The organism is Megamonas sp. (genome assembly GCF_986095205.1).
This window is the reverse complement of sequence record NZ_CFQVBI010000038.1, coordinates 26,211-51,929: the sequence shown is the minus strand read 5'-3', so window position 1 is coordinate 51,929 and position 25,719 is coordinate 26,211. Positions and strand designations below refer to the sequence as shown.

Below are 25,719 nucleotides of genomic sequence, written 5' to 3'. Positions count from 1 at the left end.
CATCAGGAATCGCAGGTCTGTTTGGTCATAGTAAAAGTTATATACGTAATAAGGCTGGTAGAATTAAAAATGGTATTCAAGCTAGACAAATGTCTGAACAAGTAGCAGCTGATTACTATTAGGAAAATGGATATAATGAATTAAGTTTATCTAAAGGTGGTGTAGTACCATCTACTATGGCTTACTTAGATGATGGTGAGATGTTAAGAACACCAGATGGAACTATAGGATCTATACCAGAAGAAGGTAAACCTACAGATTCTAATTTATTAAATGTACCTGTTGGAACTCAAGTATTAAGCGATAAGATTAAAGTTCCAGGAACAAATAAAACATTTGCAGAAATGGGAAAGAAATTAATGAAAAAAAGCAATAAGAAAGCTAATAATATATATGCTGAAAATAGTTAGATGCTAAATGAAAGAAACAATCAAATAGCATATCAAGTATTGTTAGATTAGCAAGAAGCTTTAAAAAACAGTAAGATAAACAAGAAAAATACAGCTGCTTATGCAGATGGTACTAGAGGTATTAAACCATATGGATATAATAAAAATATGTCTGATTTTAAATACTGGGATCCAAATAAAAATAACTATACACAAGATTATTTAAACTGGGTTAATAGTATTACAGATCAAGATGTAAAAGATATCTATGGCGGTAAATACGGAGACATGTCTACTTACTTAGGTAAGAACAAAGGAGTTATACCTACAGTAGAACAAGCTAGATCTTTAATGACAGACAGAAAGTATGGCGATTGGCATAAGATTGGTCAAGCATATGTGGATAGTAGATCTAATCAAAGTAGTGGACCTAGACATATACCATCTTCTGAAGTAGCAAATAGATTAGGTATTCCTTATAATATCAACGCTCCCATTGGTAACGTAGATACTGCTAATGCTAGAAGTAGTAAATACTTTAACTACACTAGTAATCCTGGATAGCTTCCAGTAGGTAATATATATGGTACAAATGGTAAAAAGCCAAAAACTCCAAGTGATAATAACTGGTTAGATCTAATAGACAATATAGCTGCATTAGCTGGACCTATTGGTAATATATTCTCAGGTAGTCCTGAAAGAGTAGAAACATATACTTATGATCCAGTATATGGTCCTACTGATTATAATATAGATCCTATACTTAGAGAAGCTACACTAAGTGATAGAATTGCTAGATACAATATGGCTAATCTTAATCCTAATACTGGAGCTAATATGGCATTTGGTTTGTAGTCAGCTGTTAATAGAAATAAAGCTATTGCTAATGCTTATGCTACTAAAAATAATGCTGAAAATCAAATGGCATTTAACAATGCTCAAATAGCTAATCAATGGGGACAACAGTATGCTAATGCTAGACATTTAGCTTCTGTAGAACAAGCTCAAAATGATGCAGCTACTAGAAATATTCGTAGAAAAGGATTTGGTGATTTATCTACAAGAATATAGTAGATAAGTAAAGATAAACGTTTAACTAAAAGAGACTCTGCTGTACTAGAAGCTATGTTACCTTATTTGGAATATGGTATGACATCAGATCAATTAACTAAATTATATAATAATTTGAAAAGATAATGGCAACGAATAGATTTGATAAACCAATAGAAAGTGAGTATATTAGTTAGTATACACCAATACCCTTTGAATAGTTATATGCTATAGGTAAAGCAAATAACGAAAGAGTAGATAAAGCTTATTAGGATTTAGGTAATCAGTTTACTAAGTGGTCAGAGTTTAGATCACCATCAGCTGTAGATACTAAGAGATGGTATGATTTAACAGTTGGAGCTGGACAAGATGTAGTAAATAAATTAGCAGCTAATCCAGATTTGATTAAAACAGCAGAAGGTAGATCCTTAATACAATCGTTTATTAATACTAGACCTTATAATGAGCTAAGTTAGTTACAACAGAGTAGAGAAGGATTACTTTAGAGATAGAAAGTAAATCAACAACTTATGCTGTCTGGTAAGTATAATCCTTTATGGCATGAAGTTGATTTTACTAATTATAATACTTTAGATAGTGGAGTATTTAATGATGTTGCTCCATTAGCTTATAAGTCAGAAGTAGACTTAGTAAAGCCTTATGTTGATAATCTAAAGCCTGGATTTATTAGACAAGAAGGTGCTTATGATTGGAGAGGAGTTTCATCTGAAAGAATAGATCAAGAAATAGCTAACAATATTTCTGCTATATATAACACTCCTGAAGCACAGAAACATATACAAGTATTAATACAGCAAGGATATACTCCAGAACAAGCTAATGCTTTATTTGCTAATCGTATATATAGAGCTGGTAGAGAATTTGCATATGAAGATAGAGAACTTAATCCTTTATCTAAGATATACGAAGAGGATAGATTAAAAAGAGCTAGAACAAAAGAACAACAAGCTACTTAGAAACCTTTCAGATTGACAGAATCTATTGCAGCTACTGGTGGAGATGCATTTAAATTAGGAACTCAAGCTTACATAGCTAATAAATATAGAGATCAGATAAATTCTTTAACCGATCAATATAATAAAGCTGTCGAATCAAATGATACTCTATCTGCAAATATATTTAAGGAACAATTACGAAAAATATATAATGAATCTAATAGTTACACACCAAATAAACTGTTTAATGAAATATTTAAAGAATATGCTACAGATGGTAAATTAACTAATATAGATTTATCAAACGCTACTAATGATATTTTGAATAGATTTGCAGCTCCATCTCCTATAGCTTCTGTAAATGATTTGTTACAAACTACTATACCAGGTGTTACATCTGAAACGGTTACTACTCCATTAGGTAAATATAGAGTAATAGCTAATCCTAGACAATTAGATTTAGCTACAGATGTTATATCTGAAATAGCTGGTTATAAACATGTAGAATCTGGAAAGAATAAGTTTAGAGATGCTCTTAAAAACGGTAAGCTTACTAATGTTATTCTTCAATAGGGAGGTAATATTCTTACTTTACCTGTAAATAAAAATGGACAAGTACAGCCTAATTCTAGTTAGGTAATTACAGTAGCTATACCCCAAAGTCAATTAGATGCGTTAGGTATAACAGACGCAGATATGGTTATATCTGGAGCTAAAAGAATATACGATCGCTCTGGTAAGGTGTCTCTATCTACAGAAATAAAAGAAGGAGATAAACGTAAACTACCATTTCAAAGATACTTAGAAGAAGGAGAGTATAGCAGTAAATATAACTATGAAGGAAAAGTATCTTACAATGTTCCTACAGAAGATGTATATTGGTAGATAGAATTACTAAATAAACTTCCAGATCCACAAGATAAATTAAATACTGAATACTTAGATCAACAAGCATGGAAGCTATCTATGACAGATGCATTTAGATCTGAATTATATCCAAGTACACAATAGGAAGCTTACGGCATTGGTTATTCTGCCGGAGAAGAAGAAAAATAAAATCGCATAAAAAATGGCTAAGAAAAATAAATTTAATTTGAATTCCCCCTCACTAGGACAATAGCTAGTGAGGGAAGCTATGACTCCGTACAGCGAAGGGTTTGATATATCGCAACTACCATAGTCATATGGAATAAATGAATTTACTACAGAACAAGAAGTGCCAGTAGTAGAAGAAGCTAAAGATAATAAAAGATCTTTAGCTGAAGATATTGTATGGAATACTGGAAAACTAATAACTAATGTATTAGATAATGCTAATCCATTATATCAGTATATACAAAAAGAAAGACTTAGTGTTGGATTGTCTAAATTACAAGACAATTTAATGGAAACAGAATCTAAATGGATACCACAGATATAGGAAGCTCAAAACTATTTAGAAGCTAAGTCTATTGTAGATAATATCTCTAATAATATACTTACAGATGAATAGAAAATGGCAGTGCAAACTGTTAATTAGTTAGAACCTAATATAAAAGAGTATGCTAAATCTAATCCGTACTTAAGAGATTTATTCTACGATACAGATCCTACGAATGTAAATGGTAGTATAGCTATAAACTTTAAAGCTTTGCTAAATGACTTTAAAAATAATAATATATTCAATGTAAATCCTCTAGATAATATAGCTACAGCGTTAGAAGATAACGCATTAAACTAGGAAGAACAAGATTTCTTATGGAACAATAAATAGCAACAAATGTCTGATAAAGAAAGATTAGACGCTATTTAGAAAGTGTTATCTGATGCTAATGATGAATACGAAGATAAAACAGCTAAGATAGTAAAAAGATAGAATACTTTAAAGAAAGGTAATTGGTTGTACGATCCTACTGCTCTTACTAAAGAATTTGAGCAGAGAGTAAATGAATCTGAGTTATCTATTACTGATCCTAAATCTTGGTTTTATAATCTAGGTCATATTGGTAGTTCTTTGTCTGAAATAGAAATGATGTTCTTACAAACAGGAACTTCAATATTAGCTAATAAAGCAGCTAGAAGTCTAGCTGTTAGAGGTGCTATAACTGCTGTTCCAGGTATTGGTCAAGCAGCTACAGCAATCGCTTTAGGAGAATCAGCTTTTAATCTTTGGTTAGCTAAATATTACAGGCAATCTGAAACAGCTAGTGAAGTATTTGATAACTATCAGCAAAGAGTATTACAAAGTGCTAACGATAATAAGACAGATGTAAATAGAGTATTAGAATCTTGGGAGCCTAGATTGGGTGAGTTAGGTTATCCTGTAGATTAGATGGACGAAAATGAAAAACTACAAGCTGGTTTAGCTCAAGGTCTTACTACAGATCAAAAAGATTTTGAAGAAATCAGAAACAATGCTTTTGATGGCTTACAAATGGTTAGAGATGTGAATGACGCTTTAAGTTATTCAGATTATTTACAAAGTATGCCGTTTTCCTATGGAGGTAAAATATTATGGAATTAGGCTAGTAAAGCATTAGCAAAAGCTAGAGGTATAGAAAGACCTTTAGATGAAATACCAAGTATAGCAGACCAGATTGGTTTGGGTAAAGCTATTGACAGAGGGGTTGAAAATATTCTGAACAAAGCATCTAGACCTGGACAAAATATTACTAGGAAACATTTATTAGAAAACATTGGTAAATTCGCTAAAGCTAATGCTATTAATTTTGTATCTGAACGTAGTGAAGAAGGTGTTCAATCTGTAGTTGGTAGTAGATATCAAAGAGGAGAATACGACTATTTAAAAGACAAAGGAATAAATCCTATATCTGCTGCATACAACGCTGGTCTTCTTGGGTATGAAGCCAATCTTGCTTACTTTGGTTTATCAAATGATAATTATCTAAATACAGATGATGAATTAAAGAAGGCGATGGATATTGGTGGATTCATAGGTTTAGTAATGCCATTTGCTGGTAATGCAGTACAATTGAAAAATGCAGTAAGACAGTATGCTTCAGATAAAGAAGTACAAAAACTTATTGCTAAAGGATATAGTAATGCTGAACAGGATAACAAAATGGATGTCTTCCTCGATGCTTTACAAGCTGGTAAAGATATTAATTATGTTACAGATTATTTAGAGTCTGCTAAAAAATTGAAACAGCCTGGAGTAACAGATGAAATGATAGATGAAGACAAAAATCTAGCTACTAATCTGTGGGCTGAATATCGTAATAAATCTATTGATGAAAATTTAAAAGATTTAGGTATTAAGAGAGGCAGCTCTGAGCATAGAAAAATAGTTAAGAACTATCTACATATTAAAGATAGATTGAATGAGGCAGAGCAATCAACTAACGATGTAGCCAAAGAGTTAGAAAAGATAATAGAGCAAGGTAAAACTAATAAAGATGATGTATTCCTACAAAAAGCTAGAGAATCTTATGATGCATTTGTTGAAAGTAAAAGATAGTCTGATGAAGATTATCAATACAAAATGAATGCCACTCCAGAATATGCAGACGAAATAGAACAAGATTTTTTATCTACTTTACCTACTTTTGATGAATATTCAAATGCTGTATATGATATTACTTATCTAAAATTATAGAATCAAGCTATAACAGATTTGTATAAAGCTCTTACTAATAGAACTAAAACTTTACAACAGTTATCAGAGGATACTGGTTTAGATGTAGATCTCAGAAATATAAATAATATGAGAAACTACATTAAAAGAGAAAAAGAAAGAATAGAAAGAAACGTTCAACAAATAGTAAGTACATACGGTATACAAAATTTAGATTAGGCTCAAGATCCAGTAAATGCTGAATAGATAAAGAATTATGTAACAGCGTTTGTAATGAATAAAGCTGTGAGAGATAGATTGAGAGATCAAGCTACAGCTTATATTACTGGTAAACTTAAAGCAGAATCATATTAGGATATCAAAGGATATTTGTTCAAAGATTTATCTGAAGAGCAATAGGATAATATTATACAAGAATATACAGATAAAGCACTAAGAGAAGGTAAACCTCAACCTAGTAGAAAATCTATTATATCTAAGTATAATCAACAAGCTCAGATGAAGTATAATGATTTACTAGAATTAGCTGATCAGGAACGTGCGTCTAGAATTGTAGCCAATTCGTTATTTGCTGAACATCTAAGTAAATCAGTTAGATAGGAAAAAGTTGCTAGAAAAGAAAAAGAGGAAGCTGGTGAAGTACTACCAGAAGAGGGAGTAATAGAAAATCCAGCAGCTGCTATTGAAGATACTACTAAGAAACAAGAAAAAGTAGAAGTTAAACCAGAAACTCCAATACAAGAAGGAGTACAACAACAGCCTGTAGTACAAGAAACTAAAACAGAAACAGCAGAACCTGTAATACCAGAGTCTATGTCTACAGATGTAGATGAAATTCTTAGAGAAGAAGAGCAAGCTTTACTAAATCAAAAAGGTAGATAGTTAGAAATAGAACCTAGTAGCGAAGATGTTCTGGTAGAAGGTTCTATAGAAGAATAGATACAATAGCCAGAAAAAGAAGTACAGGATATTATAGCCAGAGAAGAAAAAGTTGATGTAACTGTAGACGATGTTAGTCACGTAGAAGATAGCACACCTTCTCCACAAGAGCTAGAATAGGAAGATATACGTAACAGAACTTTATAGAATCCTGATGAAGTATCTGGTGTTAGTGAACAAACATCTGAAGAAGTAACAGAAATTGCTGTAGCTACAGATGCTCAAGAAGCAAACGAAGAACAGAATACTAATACAAAAGATAAAAGTAATCCAGTACCACCAGCTCCAACTCAAGTAGAAGACAGCAAGCCTGCTCAGGATGCTCCTACTATAACTATAGTTGATGGAGGTATATATGTAAATGATGGAACTACTTTTATATCTGATGAAGTATTGGCAGCAGAAGCTCAAATGCTAGAAGATACTTCTACTGAAGTATATGGAGAAACTGGCTACGCTAATATGAAACCTGAAACTGTTACTAATAACTCTGATGCATTGAGTAATAGAAAGGTATAGAAAGTAAAACATGTTTCTAACGCGTTTTTCTTCCAACCAGATGCTGCATCTCCAATGAATATTACTGTGAATGGTAAACCTATTACTTTTACTAATAGTAAAGGAGAAGTAATACCTGTATTACCAGGAAAAGAATTATCTAAAAGACTTTTAAAGAACGGTTGGATAAATTCTGTAAATGCTTATTATATAGTAACTAACCATAGATACGGAGACACTTCTCCATATATGCAAGCTATTCACTTAGTATTAGAAGATACTGATGGAGTAATGATAGCTTCTCTAAGAACTCCAGATTATGTAGATAAAGAAATAGCATCTGGTAATTATAATTCTGAACAAGTTCAGTAGTTACAAAAGTAGAAAGAAAAGTTAATAGAAATTAGGCAACAGATAGTAAATGCTTACCTTGGTAGTAATAAAACTATACCTACGACTATTATAAAGTCTGTTAAACCAGCTAAATTAAGAATAAGTAATGGAGAATTTAATAACCAAAAATCCCCAGAAGGAGCTCCTATAAGACGTAAACTTACAGAAGTTAATGACTTTGGATTAGAACAAAATAACGTAAGAAAGTTAGACCAACAAGTAAAGGAAATGCAAATTGGTTATGGTACTGGTTCTGTGGAAGACTTTGTTACTGAGCCTTTTGTAATTCGCAAATTAGGGTCCAATGACGAATTAGCGGGTAATGGTGTTGGTAGATCTGGAGCATTATATATATTCCCAAAAGCAGAACAAACACCTAATGGTTCTATAGCTCCTATTCAATTATCTATACATAAATTAGATTATGATATTTATGGAGATGAAGTTGAATTGGGAAAAGATGGTAAGGTTAATTCTTTAGCTGAATTAGCATATAAGTTATTAATTGGTAAAGTAAAACTTGGTGGAGCTGAGCAAGATGTGCTTGATATTATTGTTAATAATGGTTCCAAAACCATTATTAGTGATGAAGTTGGAGAAAAATATCCATTTCTAATGGATAAAATGTTGTATTATCATCCTGAAGAAGGTAATACGCATATACAATTTGCTGTAAGAAATTCTAATGGTAGACACATAAAAGTAGAATTTGATCCTAGCAGAGCTTCAGAATCTCAGCATAAATTAGCTATAAGAAAAATAGCTAAAGATCTGCATTGGAATACAGATAAGTATGCTTTATTAGAACCTATACCAGATAGTATTGTTAGACTAGCTACTTCTTATTTTAAACAGTATCCGAATGCTAAACAATTTAAGATAGCAGGTTTAGAGCAATTAGCTTTTACTAGAGAAGACTTAGGAATAGGTACTGATAAAGGACCAGTGTCTTTACTTACTTGGTTAATTAACACTGGTAAAATTGAAACAGATTTAGGTGATACTATATACAGAGCTCCTTTCATATATACAGACGGAGTAGCTGTACCACAAGTTACTGAAACAGAATTAGCTAGTGCAAGCAAACAATAGCCAGTATAGAAATCAGCATAGAAAAAGGTAGAGGAAACTAACAATAAACAAGTAAAATTAGATAATAAACCTATTTCTACTACAGGTATAGAATATGTTTCTACTGATGAGAATTGGTCTGAAGAATAGATTAAAGATTGGATGAAAGCTAATTCTCCTCAATACAAATATAAAACTGGTAAATGGCAAATAATTCGTAGAAACGGTAAACTGCAAGCTGCTCAGAAATTAGCTAAAAGGGGTTTAACTTCACAAGTAAAAGGCGAAGGTAAATTAAATGTGGATGAAGCTAGGTAGTGGTTGCAAGACAAACTGGGCATTGACAAATCAGATATTGTTACTTCAGAAGCAGTATTTAGAATGGCTAATGCTCCACAAGTATATGGTGCTTTAAAAGTATGTATAGATAGACTCAGTGGTGATGCAGCAGCTAGAATATTCTTATCAGAACAATCTGGGCAAGGAGTAGAATTCCACGAAGGTTTCCATTATGTAAGTTAGTTATTAATAAACGATAAGCTTAGAGAACAAGTATATCAAGATTATGTAAAACAATATCCATATTTAAAAGATGCTTCTAAACAAGAAGTAGAAGAAGCTCTTGCTGAAGAATTTAGACAATATATGCTAAATGAAACTAAGCCATCTATAGCATATAGAATTAAAAAACTATTCAACGTAATACTTAAGGTATTAGGTATTACTAGGAATGGAGATTTAGTTAGAACTTTATTCAATAAGATACGCAAAGGAGAATTTTCAAAATATAAACCATCTAAGTCCACATTAGAAGATTTTGAAAAAAGATTTGGTGGTGTATTATACTATTATGTTCCAGGAGTAGAGGATAAAGAATTAAAGAAAATGGCTTCTATAGCAGACGCTACTACTTTCTATGCAGTAGTAGATTCTTTAAATGCTACAGTAATGGATACATTTAATATTAGTAGTATTGAAGATTTACAAAGTTTGCCTAAGAAGATTAATGATATATTCGATGATATTCTAACTACTAACTTAGAGTTAGGAATGTATGATGAATCTCAAGAACAACTTATCAAAGATGTAATCAATAATAAAGAAGTATTCAAGAAGCAAATAGATGATTATTTAAGAAACTTTAGTATTATCAAAAAGAATACTGAAGAATCAGAAGAACAAGAAAGAGAAGAAAGAGAACTTGGGGATAATCCTGATAATACTTGGGATAAAGAAAGTTATACAATAAGTAAAAAAGCCAATGTAGCTTTCAAAGCGAAACTATTCTTTTATTCTATTCCTAAAACTAAATACGAATTTGATCCAGAAACAGGTAATAAATACTTAGTAGAAGAGGAAGATGACTTGTTGATGACTACTAGATCTGAAGATTTCAATGTTGTGTGGAATAAGATATTAGAGAATCTATGGAACGTTGAAAGTTATTTAGACTTAGTAGATAAGTGTTATAATCTTGGTAAAGTAGATCCGTTCTTTATGACTGTATATAATAAGTTAACTTCAAAAGATGATCCTATTGATGAAGTCACTTAGACTCAGATATTAAATACAGTTAAAAGTGCAAAAAATAGTTTAACTGCAATAATTGTAGAAAGAAAGCAGATACCTTTTGCACAGAGAGGATCTGATGAACAAATAGAATATGCTACACAAGAATATTCTAATAAATTAAAATGGAGAATTCAGAATTCTGATGTATATAGAAAGATAAGTAGATTACCAAAGAAATGGTCGCAATAGTTCTTCTTGTCAGATTTAATTGATGTTAATGAAGATGGTACTAGAACTATAAATCAAGATAAGTTTCATTCTGCTGTGTGGAAACATAAAATATTAATAGATAATGTATTAAAAAAGAAAGATAAAACTTTGGATGATTATATTAAAGTTAGATCTAATTTTATAGATATGTGTAATAATCTATCTATTAATATGGATGATTTAGCATTAGACTATTTACTTACTAATGGAACAGGTTAGCCTAACATGCAATCATTTGAGAATTTCTGGAGATCTGCAAATGCTAGTACTTCTTTAACTAAAAGTATATTAAATAATATTAACATAGCTGCAATTAGAGGTACAAGTAGTATAAAATCCAGAAGTGGAGAAACTGCTAGAACATTTGATAGAATATTTACTAGTAGAAAACCAGATGCTTAGATAAATCTAATGGCTATAGCTTGGGGTAGAACACACCCATCTCCAGAAGAATTTAGTGTAACTGGAGCGGATGGTAATCTAGTATATCCTATTACAGAGAATAATTATATGTCAGACCAAATAAGATGGTTGAAATATAATTTGAACGGTAAAAGAGAATTATTAGGCAAAAATCCTTACTCTGCAAATTCTTTGTTATTACAATCTATAAACAGTAATGCTGATTTAATTAAATTAAATACTTATCTAAACTTAGAAGAGAATCTGCAAAACACTAATCGTGATTACTTTGGTATATCTCCTATAGAGGATTACTTATCTAAAATGACATTTGGATTTAACAATCACTTATTTTGTCCTACTATGTCTGATAAAAAGACATGGCACACTATAAGTGGTATTCAAATGGTCAAGGATTTCTTACCATCTACAGCTATCACTGATTACGAATACAATGAAAACGGAGATATAACTAGAGTTATATTTTAGGATCAAAAGAGAAGATTCTCAGATAGAACTTTAAATATATTCAAGGGATATTTAAGAGATGAATATAATGCTATATAGAAGTATTTTGCTACTAAACAAAGTGTTATAGATAATCCCAATCTATCTGTTGGTAATTACTATGGTAGTAAAAAAGGTAAATACTCTGATGGTAATGGAGGAAGATTTAGATATTTTAATAAGATAACTATTAACGGTGATACTTATAATTTAAATGAAATTCTAGCTAAAGCTGAATATTCTAATGATTCACAGTCTATACAAGATATTCTGAGTGTAATTAAATAGGCATTAGATAACGACACAGTAATCAAAGAAGCTATCAATGATTTGTTAGTAGATTATGTAAATAATGAAATATCAAAAGCTATAGAACTAGGTGTGATAGGTGAAGACTTAAGTAATAAATATATACCTATAAACTTTGTAGAAGAATTTGAAAAAATAAGTTCTAAAACTGATAGTAGAGATAAAGGAACAGATGTGATATACTCTATTATAGCTTCACATGCTATTAATAGTGCTATTTCTACTATAGAAATAGAGAAATGTTTTACTGGAGATCCTGCATTATATAAATGGCAAAAAGAACTTATGATATATAAGCCTAATGATGATTCATTTGTACCTGTTATATCAGATGAGAGAACATTAGAAGCTTGGATAGATAAACATGATCCAGATGGAGATAAATCAAGCTATTCTGCTTATTATATGATAACTGGTCGAGATGTAGATAAAATTAAACGTCTATCTTCAGTATTGTCTACTGGAACAAACTTGAGAACTAAATGGGGAGATACTAAGGATTAGGAAGATAGAAGTGATTCTAAATTCCAAGTATTATAGTTATCAGATAATGAAATAGGATCTACAGTATATGATACATTATATAGTATGTTTAGAAAATCCTTAATAAAGGATATGTTCCAAAAAGAGTTTGGTGTTACTGATTAGCAAGCATTAAATGCCGTTAAGGACGATCATGCTATAGAAAGTACATTAGGTAGATTACGTAAAAAGAATCCAGATGCTATTAAGTTTATTGAACAACAAGCTAAAAATAGCGCTAAACCATATGCTGACGGAGAAATTAATCAAGCAGATGCTGCTGTTTACATCCGACCAGAATTCTATAAGAGATTGATGAAGTCTTTAGGAGAATGGAGTCCTGAAATCGAAGAAGCCTATAACATTATGGAGTCTGATGATAGCTGGTTGAGTGATACTGAGAAGTATCAAAAAGCAATTAAAGCTATTACACAACCTCTTAAAATGGTTTATTTTGGTGATCACTTTGATTAGACTCTTGGTATGAATGTAAATACGTTCGATAAGATGGCTTTGTTCCCGCTATTTAAGACTTTTGCTAAAGCTGATAATAAATATTTATACGATCGTATGAATGATGCTAGTAAAGGTTATATAGATATGGTAGCATTTGAATCAGCTATTAAAGTTGGTGGTAGAAAGAAGTTATCCTTCTATAAAGATGGTAAAGTAAACTTATCTGAATTAACATCTAATAGTGATGTAGATGGCGTTTCTGGTAAAGGATTGGCAACATATACTTAGGATTTAACCCAAATTAGATTGCAGTTAAATACTGATCCACACGAACACCTTGAAAGATCATTTGGTACACAAGCTATTAAAATTGGTTTTGCTAATGTAGTAGATACTCGTACTTATGGAGAAAATAAAGGATTAGCTGTAAAAGGTTCTGAAATTAAGAAGAACATTATGGACGCTATTAATTCACTCTCCAGAATAGGTTAGAATAAAATAAGAAAAGAGTTCTTTACTAACGGCAAAGTAGATAATCGCAAAATAGTAAATTATCTTTAGAGATAGGCTACAAATTCAGGTATGTCTGCTGAAATAATTGCCAATTTAACAGTTGATGAAAATGGAAATATTATAGTACCAATTGAAGCTCAAAGTATTAGAGATTGGATTCAAACTAAGATAACTTCTTTTGTCAATAAAGCAGTAGTAGATGTAAATACTCCTGGTGGTTCTGCTATTCAGATGTCTTCATTTGCATATGAAGCTGTTGGTAGAAGTGTAAAAACTGATGCAGAATTAGGTTCAGCTTTTAATCAAGGAAAGAAATTAAAATTCTTAGCTAAAGAAGGTCATATGCAAGTTATACTTAGTGAAAACTTCTTTAGAGATATATTACCAGAAGAACTTAAAAGTGCAAGTTTTTATAGTAAACGCAAATGGTTAATTGATAATGGTATAATAGGTAGTAGAATGGTAGACGGTGTAGAAGTAGAATCTAAACCTTATGGTATAGGATATCGTATTCCTACACAGGGTTTGTCTTCCATGTTCTCATTCCAAGTAGCTGATATTATGCCAACTACTATTGGTGATACAATAATAGTTCCGGAAGAATTTACAGCTATGACTGGTTCTGACTTCGATTAAATAATAGTTGAAGTAAAACTCCTTTAATTGCTGGAAACTCCTTAGAGCTTATGACTACCGCTATAGACAAGCGGTAATAATGTCAAAGATTGGATAACCAGCAGCCAAGCCGATACGTTATTATCTATATAACTAATCGGAAGGTTCAACGACTAACGCTCAACGAACGCTTCCTAAATGGATAGCAATTATGAAAACTAAAATAAATAAAAAATCTAGAAATTTGTTAATAGGTCTATTATTAGGCGACGGCACAATAAGTAATAATTACGTATTCAAACTTTCTCATTGTGAAGAACAATTAGATTACTTAGAATGGAAAGTAAAACAATTAAATGAAGCCGGATTAAGAAACAACGGTATTAAAGAATATGTAAGTACAAAGGGATTTAATACAGGGAAAAAAGTTTATTATTCACAATTGAATATAATTCCTTTTGTAAAAGTTCTTAGAAGAGTTTTCTATAAACCTTATAAAAAACTTGGAAATAGAAAGTTACTTAACAGATTAAGCGCTAAAGAAATTGCAATATGGTATATGGACGATGGACATATAAACTATAGAAAAACTAAAGGTATTGTACACGGATTCTATATTAAAATTGCAACTTGTATACCTAAAGAAGAATTACAAATAATAATAGATTATTTTAAAGAAGTTTGGAATATTCAATTTTATATGTTCCATGAAGGAAAAAGGGAAAACAGTTATTCTTTATGTTGTGGAACAAAAGAAGGAATAAAATTTATAAATATTATAAAACCTTATGTTAATCAAGTTCCTTCAATGAAACACAAAATTGAATATGATTTGAGCCAACGCACTAGAGGCGTTGAGTAGCTGAAAAGCGAAATGGGGAGCACCAATCAAGGTGAAGATATAGTCTAGTCCCTTTAAATACTGCGAAAGCAGGGGTGTAAACGGTTGATAAACTTTATCTAGCTACATATGCATATAAAGATGGTAAAAGAGTAAGTTCAGACGAAAAATCGGAACAAGGTTATGTTAATAAGTTGCTAGATAATTACTCATTAGTACTGACTGACTTTACCAATATTGCTGAAACTAGAGCTTCTATTGATACATTAACAAAGATTCTTCAAAAGCAAATTCTTCCAATCGTTCAACCAAAGAATACTGTAGAAGTAAATCCTATGTATGAATTAGCTCCTTCTTTCTAGCTTTCTAGAAAGACAGAGTATACTGGTGGTAAAGCAGGTATTGCTCCATTTGCACTTAACTCTACTAATCATGCATTAACTCAATTTACTCACTTGTGTATAAATTATTCTAACGCTAATAGATATAATTTAGGTCAATTAGATTAGGTATATGGAGAAGATGATCAACGTATTATGGACTGGCTGTCAGCATTGATTAATGCTCACGTGGACGTTGCCAAAGACCCATATATTATGGCTTTGAACGTAAACTCTATTACTTATAATATGACCTCTTTGCTTATCAGAGGTGGTAAAGGTGAGAATACTTTCTACTTCTTAGCACAACCTGCATTGCGTAGGTTTACTAAAGAAATGTTAGAAAGTAAAGGTATAATAGGTGCAGAAAAAGGAATAACTGAAAGAGATAAACTTAAATCTATAGCTAAAGAATATATGACTTCTTTGAGAGAAGCGATTGTATCATTAGATGATAGTGATTCTAATAAAGCAAAGTATGCACAGTATTATAATAGTTTAGCTAGTGAATATTCACTTCCATCTATAGAAGGATATGATGCTGTTGAGGTCAATTATAATGATGTGTTTGATAAGAAAGTAGCATCTGAAGCGTTAAAAAAACCAAAAGAAGTCAATGGATTATATCAACAAGTCATATCTATTAGAGCTTATCAAGATTTGTCTTCAGATACAGAAGTTTTATCAAATTTAGTTCAATTATCATAGATTGATACTAAGAAATTTGGTAATACCTTACCGTTACAGTTAAATTTCAAACGTAGATTAAATAGATATATAGATAATTATCAAAGTAGGTTCTATATAAATGGAGCTGATAACATAGAAAAACCTATAAACTATTACTTATCTTCTACATTCCTTAAGTAGAAACTAGATGCTGGTATAAATACTCCTAGAATATTATTAAGCGGACAGGTCATAGAAGCTACAAAAGGATATAAGACAATATTTAATGCTGCATGTGACTTCTTTTTAGGTAATTCTTCAGATAAAAACACTGTAGCTGAATTATCAAAAATATTAACTACCTCACTAAGAACTAAAGCTGTAGTGAATGCAGTTGAGGACTTTAATATTAGCGATAAGAAATTCCTTAATATGTTAAGAGGACCTAAAAGTATAGCTAAAAGGTTAACTTAGATTAAAAATGATTTAAGAAAACGTAATGATTTACCAGCAATTGCGTTCAATGGTCATATTAAGAATGAGTTACTTAACTATCTACAAGAATATGCATCTGATGGTACTAACTAGAAATATGATAGAATAGTAACAGCAGATAACGCTTTAACTAATACTGCTACTTATGAAAACAGATTATTGTCAGCATATCAAGATCTACTAGACTGTGAAGATGAAGGTATAAGAAAGTTTGCTAATAGATTGGGTGTATATGCTTACTTAACTAGTTTCGATAATAGAAGTACTGATTCATTCTTCGATGTAATAACTACTGCTTGGAAGAAACAAAAAGGTTATTCAGATGCAATTAAAGCTGCTATAGAAATACTTAATAATGATAAATTAGTAGGTATGGATTATTTTGGTTTTAATTCTGAAAACATGCAGAATAATAACTTTACAGAGTTATTTACAGAAATAGCTAGAAATGCTTATAGAAATGATAAAATAGTTAAACCATATCAGTTAAGTAATTATGATAATAAGTATGGTACTCTAGTTCAAATAAAACCCGAATCTAAGCCAATACCAGCAGTATTTAGTAGTTGGAGAGCTAATCAACCGTTTATTAAGATTCAACTTAATCCTAATGACATCAATAGTTATATATTGTATCAGAAAGTAGCAACAGTATATCAAACTGATGAAAATGGTGATCCAGTAAAAAATACAAAACAATCTGTATATAAAATTATACCAGCTTTAGGTACTAAAGATGATAGAAAAGTTTACTATGAATATCAAAAACAATCTGGGGAACAATCTGCATTTGAAGAAAACGCTTTACCTAAAGAAGCTATTTGGAACAATGGACAAATAGAACAATTAGTCTAGAAATTTTTTGAACCTATGACAAATAAAAATCATACCACTTTAGTGTATGAATCTTCAGATGCTATAGTAATTAATACTGTAGAAAAACAAGAAATAGTTAGCTTTGAAGAGCCAGAAGTTACAACAGTAGGTTCAGATTTAGAAGCATCTAATGAAATACATAATACAGAAGATACTTAGTCTTCTACTATTTATGGAGAAGTAGACGAACAAATTTCTACAATAACGGTAGGACAAGATGATTCTGTTACGTTATCAGATATGCAAGTAGATATGGAAGATGGAACTTAGACTATAATAAGTGACGATGTATTGAATTTTACAGAAATAACTGATGATGTGTTTGGAGAAAGTCCATACTTTGATTCTATATTAAATGCTGGTATTACTCAGTATGAATAGGTACAAGATATAATTACAGATATGAATACTGGGACTGATACTGTTCAAGATATGAAATTTAATGATGAAGCTTATAAAAACTGTAAAGGTAAATAATTATGATTATATGTCCAAATTTTAGTGATAAGAATGTCCTAAAAGAATTTAATGAATTAAAAGAATTGGTAGGCGAAATTGGCGCCTACCATATCTGGAACGAAAACAATGGTAATCCTATTGATTAGACAAAAGATGGTAAGCCATCTAAGCTATTTTCAGACTTACTGTAGTATTATAATGGAGACAGAGCTGCTGCTATAAAAGGAAGAGCTAAAACCTTTACAAAAACGTTTAGTACGTGGTTTGAAGGATCTACAGCTATAGATGAAAACGGTGAACCTATTATTACAGAATTTGATGGAGATAGAGTGTTTGTTTCTGATCCAGAATATGATTCTACTAAAGAATTAACAGAATTAGATACATCTAAAATTAAATCTGTTGATAATACTGGTTCTTTTTCCGCTTCTGACAGTAGAATAAAAGGATCAGAGCTAGATGAATCATTGTAGTATTACTTAACTAATAGTCTAGATGAAAGGTATCAACAAGATGTACAAGAATATATAGAAGCATACAGATAGTATTTTGATAAATATGATTATGCTACTAAAGAAAATCTTGAAAAAGAATTAGAAAGAGTAATACAAAAAATACACGATGGTCTTAAAGCTAGATTATATACTCTGAATAAAAAAGACACCAATGTTACAGATGAATTTAAAGCAGCTTTAACATTACAAATATCTGAATTAGAAAATAGGACAGTAGATAGAATTTAGAATATAACTAACTTTATATATAGTACTAAATATGATATATTATCTACCATAAGACAAATCAGAGATGTGGTAAATGGAGTGTAGGATAAAATGACACTAAAGTAGCTGTTGGATTTAAAACAAGATTTCTTTAATTTTTATTGTCCAATGCTAGATGAATGTATTAATACTTTATCTGCTACAGAAGAATATAAATATATAGTTGGAGAAAATCTATATAGAAATTTATTAAAGGAAGCAAAAAGAATGCAGACTATCCTAAATGTAGGAGCTAACAATGTTAATAATATGATTACTAAGTAGTCTGCTGAAGAAATTAGAAGAATTGGTATATCTGTTAATAGTCCAACTATAGAAAATTATATATAGGAACATCAAGAAACAGTAGGTAAAGATATATTAGCTATTACCGCTTGGGTAGGAGCTGGAGATAAAATTAACGACGAAGCTATTAGAGCTTTATTTCATATAACTCAAAATGCAGAATTTGAAGTTAATAGAGCTACTTATGAAAAGTATAATAAACTAACAGACCTGTTAAAAAAAGCTGGTACTTTTAATCAAAAAAAATTAGTAGAACTTGATGAAAATGGTTTACCTACTGGATATCTAGTTAGAAAAAGAAACTATGGTAGATTTAACAATGACTATAAACAATTCTTAAAGCAGCTTAGAAGTGATTTAGGCATGTTAGATGTAGATGATTTACGCTCTGTAAATCCAACTATACGTACAGAGTACAATAAAAGAAAAAACAAATGGTTATCAGAACATTGTGAAAGAAAATATACTCCTGAATACTATGAACTATTTAACAATCTATCACCTTTAGCTGCTGATGCTAGAGAATTAGTACAAATCAAAATACACAAATTACTAGATACTGTAAAAGACGCTAATGGATTCTATGACACAAGTAAGTTATCAGAAGAAAATCAAAGTAAACTAAAGGATTTATATTTAGAAAAAAAATAGTTAGCTAGTATATATGGTATAGATGGAAAATTAAAACAAGGTGAAGAATATGAAATAGCTGTAGAACTAGCTGCATTAAATGATAAGTTGTCTAAAGGTATGGTTTTAAAATCAAATAAAGCATTATTTGATAAAATCAAGGCTGAAAAAAAAGCAAATTTATCTGAAGCTCAGTATCAAAGATGGTTATAGTATAATTCTAGAGATGAGTATACTTAGGAATTTTACGATGATCTTTCTAAAGTAGAAAGATCTGAAATAAATAATGAATCAGATAAAAAGCTATATGAATAGTTACAAGAAAGAAAAAGAGCCATACTTAAACAATTTAGAGATGATAAGACACACGAAATTGAAAAATTAATACCAGGAGTTGCTCAGGCTGAATTAGATAAAATAGATGTAGATTTATATAAGATAAGAAAAAGAAACGGTAAAAAGAAAACTACTGGATTAAAATTCAATGATATAGCTAAAGTAATACCATCTAAATTATTTTATAAACTTAGAGCTGATGCCATTGCTAATGGAACTTTAGCAGAATTTGAAATGACACATTGTAATAGAGATAGTCAAGGTAATATATATCCTAAATCTTATCTTACAACAGTTGTTCCAGTGAAAGAAAAATATATACTTAAAGAACAGCCATCTATTTACTTTTCAGAGGTAGATTAGAATTCTCCATTCGTTAATAAGAATTATAAACCAGAAGTTGAAGACCAAGGAGAATATTACTTGCCTAAATTAGAATTATATAATAATTCGGACGCATTTAACAAAGTATCTTCAAATGAAGATTTACACGAATTGTATAAAGAATGCGTGAATACTCTTAGAGAATCAAATGGTAAACTTACTAATCTTACTAATTTAAGCTCATATAGATTACCACAAATATCAGGCTCTATGTGGAGATATGTTAGAGCTAGAGGATTTGAAGGCTTTAAAGAATACTGGAAAGATAAGGTGTCCACTAGAAATGATGATACTGGTTTAAACGATGAAACAGTAGATACTGGCACAGATAAATTATATTTTGTTCCACAGAATTATGTTAAAAGTCTGGATGATCCTTCTACTATTACAGCTAATACTGTTGGCTCTATAGTAGAGTATTTTAAAATGGCTGAAAACTTTAGAATAAAAAGTGAACTCAAACCTAAAACCGAAGCTATCTTACAATTTATAGGCAATCGAGACGTTAAAAGTAAGTACAGAGGGAGAAGTAAAAAAGGATAGGAATCTAATATATATAAGTTTGCTAAAAGTTTCGTAGAGATGAATATATATGATATTAAGACTAAATCTGCTATATGGGATATCAAAGAAAGAGATTATTCTATACTAGGATTTAAAGGTCATATAAAACCTAGAAAAGTTAATTTTACTAAATTAATGCTAGGATTAAAAGCATTAGGAACTACCGTAAATCTAGGTTTAAATATTATATGTGCTACTACCGGCTTTTTTACGGCAGTTTATAATGATATAATTAATTCGCTTTCTGGTAGGTATTATAGTTTTGGAGATAGTATTAATGGTGCTAAAGCTTTGATTGTAGACTTATTTAAAAATAATTTCAGTTTACTTAGTGATTATCACAATAGTACATAGATGAAACTAATGGAATATTTTCAAGTAGGTGCTGAAATAAAAACAGATAGACTTAATCTATCTACTTTTCAAAAACAAATAGCTAGAAACTGGGCTTTTGGAGTATACTCTTTAAGTGATTATGTCGTAAAGGGTCATATACTAAATTCTGTTATGTACAACTATAGATACGTAAATGGAGAGTTTCTTAGTAGCGAAGAATTTAAACGTAAATATAGTAACGACGAAGTAATGTTAAATCAATGGAACACATTTAGATCCTCTAGAGATTTAGTAGAGTATAAAAATGGAAATATCGTAACCAAAGACCCTGCTTATCAAAAAGCCTGGGATGCTAAAAAAGAAACCATTGGTAACACTGCTAGAAATTTAGCTCAATCTGCTGATGGTTAGCTTACTCCACTATAGAAAACTATGTTAAGTAGTAATATTATAGGAAGTTTAGTAATGATGCATAGACAGTTTATGCCTATTATACTTCAAGAAAGATGGGTATAGAATAGACAATGGGATTATAGTTCTCAAAGATATAAAGAGGCTTTGTTTAGAGTTCCTTTTAGTATTATTTCTGCAATAAGAAGAGATACTAGGAATATTAGTTTATGGTAGAAGTATATGTAGAATTCTACATACGATTAGCGTAGAGTAATAAGACAATTATCTTTAGAACTAATAGGTGTACATATATTGCATTTCTTCTTAATGCCAATAGCAAAGGCTTGGGCAGATGATGATAAAGATAATATATTAAAACAATTATTAGCTTTTGCTTTAGTAAGAACAGATTTTGAAACTATGATGTCTTCTACTCCTTGGGCAATCCAAGACGCTATCTCAACTATCAAAACTCCATTCCCTATTTATAGTTATTATGATAACTTTTCTGGATTAATTTCTACTGTACCAGCATGGGTACATAATCTGATTAATAATGAAGATGAAAAAATAGATAGAGGCGCTTATAAAGGTTTTTCTCCTACTTTTAAATTTGGAATGAAAATAACTCCGTTTAAAAATATATGGGAATTATAGGATATACCTTCTAAAAGAAGATATTACGAAACTCAAATTGCAAATAGAGATTCTGATTAATGAAAAAGGCTGGATTATTTCCAGCCTTTTATTTTTAACAAGTACAAGTATAATCAGAGCAAAAGTCATTTGACTTAAGCAAATCATCAAATTGATCTAAGTAGTCTTTCCAAATAACAACTAAATCTTTTACATCTAAATAACTATCAGTAAATCTACCTTTTTTGCAGAATTCTAATTCTTGTATTTTATCTTTACTAACTTTAAATGAAAAGACAATATAAGATTGTTTATTTATAGTATAAGGAAACCAGTTATAATATGTTTTATTACAACTGATTTCCTCTATTTTTTTAGATAGTTCATAATGACTACTAAACTTATAAACTAAATATAATTTTCCTTCAGAATTGTCTCCTTTTAAATTTGTATACATATTTACAAATGCTGGACAATCAAAGTAAGATATCTTTGCTTCTATAAAATCACTTAAAAATATTAAGCATTTATTATAGTTTTTCAACACCATCACCTTCGTAGTATTCTACTGAGTGATCCCATTGATCTGTACTGATATGATATGAAATTTTCTGTAAAGAATTGTTAATTAAATCAACTTTCTCACTGAGTATTTTATCATTTTTCATGTTAAACACTCTAATTTGATTTTCAGAATCTTTACCTATAGCAATAATATATGCTTCAAAATCATATTCTTCAGAATTAAGATTTAATATCTCTTGCATATACCATTGAATTGCTAATCCATAATAAGCAATTTGTCTGTAATAATCATATTCTTCTACAGAATGTGCAAAATCATAGACATTTACAGTTGTTTTTAAGTCAATTAGAATTATCTTCTTATTAACATGATCAAAACATACTCTATCTAGTAAAGATTTACATTTAATATTATTGATTCTATTAACTTGCCAGTTAATATGAAATTCATTATGAGTTTCAAAAGTAGATGGTAAATTAAAAAGCAATTCATTTGCTTTCTTGTGATTCTGAATATTTTCCTTAATCTTCTTAAGCATTTGTAAATCAGCAAAGCTAATTATCTTCTTATTATCATCTTTCTTACTCAAGTATTCTAAGTAATCTTGATAAATCATAATAAGACCTTCAGCTTCTTCAATACATTTCTCATCAGATTTCTTATTACTATAAGCTTTTTTATAAGCAGATAGTTTAAGCTTATCTTGAGATTCTAATGGATTTACTTGCATAAGTCTATGATACTCATCTAATAAATCCTTTTGCTGTTTTACTTTAGGTGTTGCAAAATCAAGAATAATATAATCTTTCCAGAATTCATCTGGTTGAAGTAAATATTCATGAATCATAGTTCCTTTTTCAAGAAAAGAAAAGTTCATTCCCTCTTCTTTTCCATCAAGCATATCACGAAAATACCTAGGACCTCTTTTAATAAACCATCCTATTGCAGAATTACTTACTCTGCTATTATCTTCGTAATAAGGAATACTAATATCCATCTTATTCTTTAACATACTCTATAATTACTTTTTCTTCTATAGCTTGTATTTCTATAGTATTATCAATAACATTATTGAACATTGCTTCAATTGCAATACGTTCATTATCTGTAACAATTCCTTCTACTTTCATACTTAATCCTCCATGTCGCTAATTACAGCTGACTCAGGAACTTCTGCTGAAGTATCCCAAACTAATTCATCTTCTTTATCTTGTTGTAGTTCAACTTCTTTAAATGTCTTAAGCCAATCTGCTACATTATTATTGTATGCTTGACTAATAAGTTTATCTAAGAATGCTTGTTCTACTTGTTTCTTTTCTTTTTCTGTCATAATATCTAATACTACAAATTCATAATTCTTTTTAAAACTATAACAATTATTCAATCTAGAACAATTGTATCTTCCAGAATTTATATCACTAGATCCATCATGCCAATGCCCATATAAATGATATTTACTCTTTCCAAAGGAGAAAACATCTAGAGCTTCATTACAAAATGGATTATCATGTGTTAGTAGTATATCACACTGTGGTATATCTTCGTAAGTATCAAATCTACTAAATGCCCACCTGTCCTCTTGAAATTCAATTGGCTTAATCCAAGGTGTACCGTAGAATTTAATATCTTCGTATGTATATAATTCATCTATAAGTATTGTTAACTTATCATCTGTTCTTACATAAATATCTTGTTTTAATTCATTAAGATATTTTCTATTATATGCATCTTCAATTATAAAATCATGATTACCTGGTACTAAGATAACCTTTTTACAAGGTTGTCTTTTGACCCAACTAGTAAATCTATTATAAAACCAATGCCTAGACTGTTCGATATTTCTTTGTACAGATAAAGGCATTATATCACCGCATATACATAGTACATCACACTCAGGTATATTCTCAATGAGATTACCATGTATATCACTTATACCGCATATTTTCATGTTTATATAAGTTAAAAGGCTAGAATATATCTAGCCTTATTTGTTTTCATGCTGCATCACAACATTCGTAATCATCATCACTATATTCATTATCTTCATTATCATACTCATCCTCGTATTCTACAGTATCACTAACTTTAGTTGGTATATTTTCAGTAGAGATATTCATAATGTTTATGATTTCCTGAAGACTAATATCTTCATCTTCTAGCATTTTGACTTCACTCATGAAAGAAATAATATTATCCATAGAAAGTAGTTTAATATTTTCTTTACAGAATTTTACTACTTCTTCTTTGTTCTTAATACCAAAGTCATCAGCTAACATCGGTAAGAATGCAGCATTTTCATCAGGAGAATATCGACGTAAATAACGAATACGTGAACAGCGATCTTGCATATACTGACTAACTTGGCTTAAGTCATTGCAAGTCATAATTACTAGTTTCTGTGCAGTCTTTTCAACTCCATCTAAGAAATCTAGCATATACTCAGTTTTGAAGTTCTTTTCAACTTCATCAAACAAAACACATACTGGAGTAGTAAAGGACTTAAAAAACTTAATAAGTTTGCCTTCTGGATAATCAGGATTAACTACAATAATAGGTAAACCTGATTCTTTAGCTAATGATTTCATCATCAGAGTTTTACCGGTTCCCTTTGTACCAGCTAGCATTACGCCAGTAGTATTTGTATTTGCTTTATTAAAATAGGTTATAATACGCTTCTTAAATATGTCATCAGTTTTAGTAGAATAGATTTTCTTTGGTAGATTTAATTCACCATTCTCCTTAAATATAGGTGAATCTTCCCATCTATTCCAACTTAGATCATATACTTTACCAGGTATTAAATCATAATCAGCACCTTTAGGTTTTGCAATTATCTGTTCTCCTATTTTAATAAATTCGTTCTTTGCCATAATCTGAAAATTTAAGATTTTAATTTGTTGATTAATTCATCAACTTGTTTTTTATTCTTTACTAAATAAAATTTAGTATCTGGTTCATTCAAGCTTAAATAATACTTGAATAGTTTTTCTCTATTTGCCCAAGAATCTGTAGCAAATCCTTTGCATTCTATAACAAAACCATCTCCTACAAAATCTGGTAAATAAGTAATAGCTCTAACTGTAGAGTTATTATATACAAACTTAGGAAGTAAAGTATATCTGTGCTGTTCATATTCAGCTGATATACCTGC

At 30.2% G+C, this 25,719-nt stretch carries 44 protein-coding genes; 38 read left to right on the top strand and 6 right to left on the bottom strand.

Annotated elements, in window-relative coordinates:
* Positions 1-176: 176 nt before the first annotated feature.
* The 38 genes from AC5LAX_RS05290 to AC5LAX_RS05105 all read left to right on the top strand — a co-directional run bounded on the left by AC5LAX_RS05290 (position 177) and on the right by AC5LAX_RS05105 (position 22,063).
* Positions 177-410, top strand: coding sequence for a hypothetical protein (locus AC5LAX_RS05290; RefSeq protein WP_178650095.1), 234 nt, complete (start codon positions 177-179; stop codon positions 408-410).
* Between the two features lie 147 nt (positions 411-557).
* On the top strand, positions 558-953 hold the full coding sequence (locus tag AC5LAX_RS05285) for a hypothetical protein (RefSeq protein WP_493263687.1): 396 nt from the start codon (positions 558-560) through the stop codon (positions 951-953).
* A 357-nt stretch (positions 954-1,310) separates the two neighbouring features.
* On the top strand, positions 1,311-1,460 hold the full coding sequence (locus AC5LAX_RS05280) for a hypothetical protein (RefSeq protein WP_288305556.1): 150 nt from the start codon (positions 1,311-1,313) through the stop codon (positions 1,458-1,460).
* Between the two features lie 509 nt (positions 1,461-1,969).
* A complete protein-coding gene (locus AC5LAX_RS05275) occupies positions 1,970-2,416 on the top strand; it encodes a hypothetical protein (RefSeq protein ID WP_493263686.1) in 447 nt (148 codons plus the stop codon).
* A gap of 12 nt (positions 2,417-2,428) precedes the next feature.
* A complete protein-coding gene (locus AC5LAX_RS05270) occupies positions 2,429-2,968 on the top strand; it encodes a hypothetical protein (protein ID WP_493263685.1) in 540 nt (179 codons plus the stop codon).
* Positions 2,969-3,091: 123 nt separating this feature from the next.
* Entirely contained in the window at positions 3,092-3,280 is a 189-nt protein-coding gene (locus AC5LAX_RS05265; protein WP_483251556.1) for a hypothetical protein, read from the top strand.
* A 331-nt stretch (positions 3,281-3,611) separates the two neighbouring features.
* Entirely contained in the window at positions 3,612-3,815 is a 204-nt protein-coding gene (locus AC5LAX_RS05260; RefSeq protein WP_153163728.1) for a hypothetical protein, read from the top strand.
* 459 nt (positions 3,816-4,274) lie between these two features.
* On the top strand, positions 4,275-4,706 hold the full coding sequence (locus AC5LAX_RS05255; RefSeq protein WP_483251555.1) for a hypothetical protein: 432 nt from the start codon (positions 4,275-4,277) through the stop codon (positions 4,704-4,706).
* Positions 4,707-4,898, top strand: coding sequence for a hypothetical protein (locus AC5LAX_RS05250; RefSeq protein WP_493263684.1), 192 nt, complete (start codon positions 4,707-4,709; stop codon positions 4,896-4,898).
* 78 nt (positions 4,899-4,976) lie between these two features.
* Positions 4,977-5,852 (top strand): hypothetical protein, encoded by an 876-nt coding sequence (locus AC5LAX_RS05245; RefSeq protein ID WP_153170270.1) that lies wholly within the window; start codon positions 4,977-4,979, stop codon positions 5,850-5,852.
* Between the two features lie 1,449 nt (positions 5,853-7,301).
* Positions 7,302-7,427 (top strand): hypothetical protein, encoded by a 126-nt coding sequence (locus AC5LAX_RS05240; protein WP_262895085.1) that lies wholly within the window; start codon positions 7,302-7,304, stop codon positions 7,425-7,427.
* 54 nt (positions 7,428-7,481) lie between these two features.
* Entirely contained in the window at positions 7,482-7,778 is a 297-nt protein-coding gene (locus tag AC5LAX_RS05235) for a hypothetical protein (protein WP_153170235.1), read from the top strand.
* Positions 7,779-8,027: 249 nt separating this feature from the next.
* Positions 8,028-8,891: a hypothetical protein gene (locus tag AC5LAX_RS05230; RefSeq protein WP_493263683.1), complete on the top strand. Its 864-nt coding sequence runs from the start codon at positions 8,028-8,030 to the stop codon at positions 8,889-8,891.
* A gap of 141 nt (positions 8,892-9,032) precedes the next feature.
* A complete protein-coding gene (locus tag AC5LAX_RS05225) occupies positions 9,033-9,188 on the top strand; it encodes a hypothetical protein (protein ID WP_331871065.1) in 156 nt (51 codons plus the stop codon).
* A gap of 3 nt (positions 9,189-9,191) precedes the next feature.
* Positions 9,192-9,392 carry a hypothetical protein gene (locus AC5LAX_RS05220; protein ID WP_493263682.1) on the top strand — a complete coding sequence of 67 codons (201 nt, stop codon included), beginning with the start codon at positions 9,192-9,194 and terminating at the stop codon, positions 9,390-9,392.
* A gap of 123 nt (positions 9,393-9,515) precedes the next feature.
* A complete protein-coding gene (locus AC5LAX_RS05215; RefSeq protein WP_493263681.1) occupies positions 9,516-10,424 on the top strand; it encodes a hypothetical protein in 909 nt (302 codons plus the stop codon).
* 213 nt (positions 10,425-10,637) lie between these two features.
* Positions 10,638-10,871 carry a hypothetical protein gene (locus AC5LAX_RS05210; RefSeq protein ID WP_288305569.1) on the top strand — a complete coding sequence of 78 codons (234 nt, stop codon included), beginning with the start codon at positions 10,638-10,640 and terminating at the stop codon, positions 10,869-10,871.
* A gap of 6 nt (positions 10,872-10,877) precedes the next feature.
* Complete coding sequence (locus AC5LAX_RS05205; RefSeq protein WP_288305570.1) at positions 10,878-11,054, top strand: hypothetical protein; 177 nt, start codon at positions 10,878-10,880, stop codon at positions 11,052-11,054.
* A 9-nt stretch (positions 11,055-11,063) separates the two neighbouring features.
* Positions 11,064-11,543 carry a hypothetical protein gene (locus AC5LAX_RS05200; RefSeq protein ID WP_178649877.1) on the top strand — a complete coding sequence of 160 codons (480 nt, stop codon included), beginning with the start codon at positions 11,064-11,066 and terminating at the stop codon, positions 11,541-11,543.
* A gap of 348 nt (positions 11,544-11,891) precedes the next feature.
* Positions 11,892-12,374: a hypothetical protein gene (locus AC5LAX_RS05195; protein ID WP_178649879.1), complete on the top strand. Its 483-nt coding sequence runs from the start codon at positions 11,892-11,894 to the stop codon at positions 12,372-12,374.
* Between the two features lie 333 nt (positions 12,375-12,707).
* A complete protein-coding gene (locus AC5LAX_RS05190) occupies positions 12,708-12,866 on the top strand; it encodes a hypothetical protein (RefSeq protein ID WP_288305572.1) in 159 nt (52 codons plus the stop codon).
* 9 nt (positions 12,867-12,875) lie between these two features.
* On the top strand, positions 12,876-13,136 hold the full coding sequence (locus AC5LAX_RS05185) for a hypothetical protein (RefSeq protein ID WP_288305573.1): 261 nt from the start codon (positions 12,876-12,878) through the stop codon (positions 13,134-13,136).
* A gap of 18 nt (positions 13,137-13,154) precedes the next feature.
* Entirely contained in the window at positions 13,155-13,340 is a 186-nt protein-coding gene (locus tag AC5LAX_RS05180) for a hypothetical protein (protein ID WP_419024561.1), read from the top strand.
* Positions 13,341-13,430: 90 nt separating this feature from the next.
* On the top strand, positions 13,431-13,997 hold the full coding sequence (locus AC5LAX_RS05175) for a hypothetical protein (protein ID WP_493263680.1): 567 nt from the start codon (positions 13,431-13,433) through the stop codon (positions 13,995-13,997).
* Positions 13,998-14,187: 190 nt separating this feature from the next.
* Entirely contained in the window at positions 14,188-14,838 is a 651-nt protein-coding gene (locus tag AC5LAX_RS05170) for a hypothetical protein (RefSeq protein WP_493263679.1), read from the top strand.
* A gap of 173 nt (positions 14,839-15,011) precedes the next feature.
* The gene (locus AC5LAX_RS05165; RefSeq protein WP_493263678.1) at positions 15,012-15,179 is read left to right on the top strand and encodes a hypothetical protein; all 168 of its coding nucleotides are present in this window, start codon (positions 15,012-15,014) and stop codon (positions 15,177-15,179) included.
* A gap of 174 nt (positions 15,180-15,353) precedes the next feature.
* Entirely contained in the window at positions 15,354-15,905 is a 552-nt protein-coding gene (locus AC5LAX_RS05160; protein ID WP_288305576.1) for a hypothetical protein, read from the top strand.
* A 615-nt stretch (positions 15,906-16,520) separates the two neighbouring features.
* Positions 16,521-17,216: a hypothetical protein gene (locus tag AC5LAX_RS05155; RefSeq protein WP_178649889.1), complete on the top strand. Its 696-nt coding sequence runs from the start codon at positions 16,521-16,523 to the stop codon at positions 17,214-17,216.
* Positions 17,217-17,258: 42 nt separating this feature from the next.
* Positions 17,259-17,396 (top strand): hypothetical protein, encoded by a 138-nt coding sequence (locus AC5LAX_RS05150; protein ID WP_178649891.1) that lies wholly within the window; start codon positions 17,259-17,261, stop codon positions 17,394-17,396.
* A 320-nt stretch (positions 17,397-17,716) separates the two neighbouring features.
* Positions 17,717-17,842: a hypothetical protein gene (locus AC5LAX_RS05145; protein ID WP_331871072.1), complete on the top strand. Its 126-nt coding sequence runs from the start codon at positions 17,717-17,719 to the stop codon at positions 17,840-17,842.
* 183 nt (positions 17,843-18,025) lie between these two features.
* Entirely contained in the window at positions 18,026-18,169 is a 144-nt protein-coding gene (locus AC5LAX_RS05140; RefSeq protein WP_178649893.1) for a hypothetical protein, read from the top strand.
* A 378-nt stretch (positions 18,170-18,547) separates the two neighbouring features.
* Positions 18,548-18,742, top strand: coding sequence for a hypothetical protein (locus AC5LAX_RS05135; RefSeq protein ID WP_493263677.1), 195 nt, complete (start codon positions 18,548-18,550; stop codon positions 18,740-18,742).
* A gap of 384 nt (positions 18,743-19,126) precedes the next feature.
* Positions 19,127-19,414, top strand: coding sequence for a hypothetical protein (locus tag AC5LAX_RS05130; protein WP_178649897.1), 288 nt, complete (start codon positions 19,127-19,129; stop codon positions 19,412-19,414).
* 549 nt (positions 19,415-19,963) lie between these two features.
* Positions 19,964-20,092 (top strand): hypothetical protein, encoded by a 129-nt coding sequence (locus AC5LAX_RS05125; RefSeq protein ID WP_493263676.1) that lies wholly within the window; start codon positions 19,964-19,966, stop codon positions 20,090-20,092.
* Between the two features lie 60 nt (positions 20,093-20,152).
* Positions 20,153-20,656, top strand: coding sequence for a hypothetical protein (locus AC5LAX_RS05120; protein WP_493263675.1), 504 nt, complete (start codon positions 20,153-20,155; stop codon positions 20,654-20,656).
* 39 nt (positions 20,657-20,695) lie between these two features.
* Positions 20,696-21,031 carry a hypothetical protein gene (locus AC5LAX_RS05115; protein WP_493263674.1) on the top strand — a complete coding sequence of 112 codons (336 nt, stop codon included), beginning with the start codon at positions 20,696-20,698 and terminating at the stop codon, positions 21,029-21,031.
* Between the two features lie 9 nt (positions 21,032-21,040).
* A complete protein-coding gene (locus tag AC5LAX_RS05110) occupies positions 21,041-21,424 on the top strand; it encodes a hypothetical protein (protein WP_331871076.1) in 384 nt (127 codons plus the stop codon).
* Between the two features lie 309 nt (positions 21,425-21,733).
* The gene (locus AC5LAX_RS05105) at positions 21,734-22,063 is read left to right on the top strand and encodes a hypothetical protein (protein WP_203041931.1); all 330 of its coding nucleotides are present in this window, start codon (positions 21,734-21,736) and stop codon (positions 22,061-22,063) included.
* Between the two features lie 94 nt (positions 22,064-22,157).
* Here AC5LAX_RS05105 and AC5LAX_RS05100 read toward each other — a convergent pair whose 3' ends face one another.
* The 6 genes from AC5LAX_RS05100 to AC5LAX_RS05075 all read right to left on the bottom strand — a co-directional run bounded on the left by AC5LAX_RS05100 (position 22,158) and on the right by AC5LAX_RS05075 (position 25,713).
* The gene (locus tag AC5LAX_RS05100; protein ID WP_153170288.1) at positions 22,158-22,586 is read right to left on the bottom strand and encodes a hypothetical protein; all 429 of its coding nucleotides are present in this window, start codon (positions 22,584-22,586) and stop codon (positions 22,158-22,160) included.
* Positions 22,573-23,445, bottom strand: a complete 873-nt coding sequence (locus AC5LAX_RS05095) for a PD-(D/E)XK nuclease-like domain-containing protein (RefSeq protein ID WP_493263673.1) — start codon at positions 23,443-23,445, stop codon at positions 22,573-22,575. The genes AC5LAX_RS05100 and AC5LAX_RS05095 overlap by 14 nt, the downstream gene beginning before the upstream one ends.
* A gap of 121 nt (positions 23,446-23,566) precedes the next feature.
* A complete protein-coding gene (locus AC5LAX_RS05090) occupies positions 23,567-23,698 on the bottom strand; it encodes a hypothetical protein (protein ID WP_288305582.1) in 132 nt (43 codons plus the stop codon).
* Positions 23,699-23,700: 2 nt separating this feature from the next.
* The gene (locus tag AC5LAX_RS05085) at positions 23,701-24,516 is read right to left on the bottom strand and encodes a metallophosphoesterase family protein (RefSeq protein WP_493263672.1); all 816 of its coding nucleotides are present in this window, start codon (positions 24,514-24,516) and stop codon (positions 23,701-23,703) included.
* Positions 24,517-24,562: 46 nt separating this feature from the next.
* Entirely contained in the window at positions 24,563-25,438 is an 876-nt protein-coding gene (locus AC5LAX_RS05080; protein WP_493263671.1) for an ATP-binding protein, read from the bottom strand.
* A gap of 11 nt (positions 25,439-25,449) precedes the next feature.
* On the bottom strand, positions 25,450-25,713 hold the full coding sequence (locus AC5LAX_RS05075) for a DUF1064 domain-containing protein (RefSeq protein ID WP_353936780.1): 264 nt from the start codon (positions 25,711-25,713) through the stop codon (positions 25,450-25,452).
* Positions 25,714-25,719: the final 6 nt, after the last annotated feature.